At 54.5% G+C, this 1,650-nt stretch carries 1 protein-coding gene; it reads left to right on the top strand.

The features are described from left to right. Window positions 1-76: 76 nt before the first annotated feature. A complete protein-coding gene (locus OHL14_RS00020; protein ID WP_263377254.1) occupies window positions 77-1,282 on the top strand; it encodes an anti-sigma factor in 1,206 nt (401 codons plus the stop codon). Window positions 1,283-1,650: the final 368 nt, after the last annotated feature.

The following is a 1,650-nucleotide window of genomic DNA, read 5'->3' as shown; positions in this document are numbered from 1 at the left end:
TGAGAGAAATGGTAGAGAATTGCTCCCAAGGGGGCCGAAGCTCGTGAACCGTCAACTACACATCGAGTTGGAAGCGATGACGGCTCTCCATGAATCTGAGTTGACCCAGGAAGATTGGGCGCTTCTCCAGGTTCACCTCGCGTACTGCCCTGAGTGCAGCGCGAAGTTTGAGCAATACCAACAGATACTCTCCCAGATCGTTCCGGCGATGGCTGAAAGCGCTGCCCGCGAGATCTTGGATCTCCCGATTGAGTCCGCTGCAAGCTTTGAGGCCGCAGAGCGCAGGCTCATGCAAAGTCTTCCCGCGACAGAGCCGTCGAAGCCGAGTGAACCTAGCCGAGTGGTTCCCTGGAAAGTCGTGAGCCTGGCGCTGGCGGCCTGTTTATTTGGACTAGCCGCTATGGTGGGCGCGCACCATCTTAGCGAGCGAAAACATGATGTATCGGCGACAGGGCAGAGCGGACCTCCAGTGCCTAGCATCCGGCACTCGGAACCCGATCCGTTGCAGGCGCAACTCGCAAGTGCTCAAGAAAAGCTTGGGGCACTCGAGCGACAGGCCCAAACCTCAGCAAATGAAGTGGCTCAATCACGACTCGCGCAGAAGAATGCCGAACAGCAGCTGCTGGACGAGGAGTCTAAACGCGAGCAGATCGATACAGAGAGAGAACAACTGAAACAGCAACTTGCTGCCGTCCAGACGGAGGAAACGAAGCTCCGAGATCAAGTTGCCTCGGCCACGTCTGGTGCTCTCCAACAAGCGACGCAAAGAGAAGCACTGGAGAACAAGGTTCATCTGTTGAGCGTCGAGCTCACGGAGAAGGAAACCGCACTCGATGCAAATCAGCGCATGCTCGCGTTGGACAAGGACTTCCTTGCCCACGATAGGGATATCCGAGACCTCATTGGAGCTCGGAATCTGTATATCGCGGACATCTTCGATACTGGAGAGAATGGGAAGACCGCCAAGCCGTTTGGCAGGATTTTCTATACGAAGGACCGCTCTCTTGTGTTCTATGGCTTTGATCTTGACAAGCAGAGCGGTGTCTCCCAAGCTGCTTCCTTCCAGGTGTGGGGAAGCGGGAGCGACAAGCAGCCTGTGAGCCTTGGCATGTTCTATCAAGATGATAGCCATAAGCGTTGGGTCTTACGTTGCAATGACGAAAAGGCTCTAGCCAGGCTCAACATGGTGTTCGTAACCGTTGAACCTCCGGGCGGAAGCAACAAGCCGACAGGGAAGCAGCTCCTGCGAGCCTATCTTCAGATTCAACCCAACCATCCATAGACCTTGCGATTCGGCGCGAGAAATTAAATCTGAAATAGTCGGCAGCTAACGAACAGGCTCGCGTGAAACATCAGGACGTCTTGACGCGTCCTATCGATTGTTTCAGAATGCAGCAATACACCAGACAGCGATTGGAACGTTCTCGTCAGTTGAGATTGGATACCAATCTTCTTCGATCGCCCGAAATCTTTGATACAAGTTGCGGCGGTCCCCTGTAGACAGAGTGAACCTACTTCACTCCCTCTTTCGGAGCACCGCATGCGTTTCTTAGTTGTCCTGGGCCTCTGTCTTCTCCCGTCGATTCTCCTTGCGCAGTCAACGAGTGCCACCATCAGCGGAGGCGTTTCCGATCACTCCGGCAACTTCAT

Source organism: Granulicella paludicola (assembly GCF_025685545.1).
GTDB classification, from domain to species: domain Bacteria; phylum Acidobacteriota; class Terriglobia; order Terriglobales; family Acidobacteriaceae; genus Granulicella; species Granulicella paludicola.
This window is presented reverse-complemented; position numbering and strand designations above follow the sequence as displayed.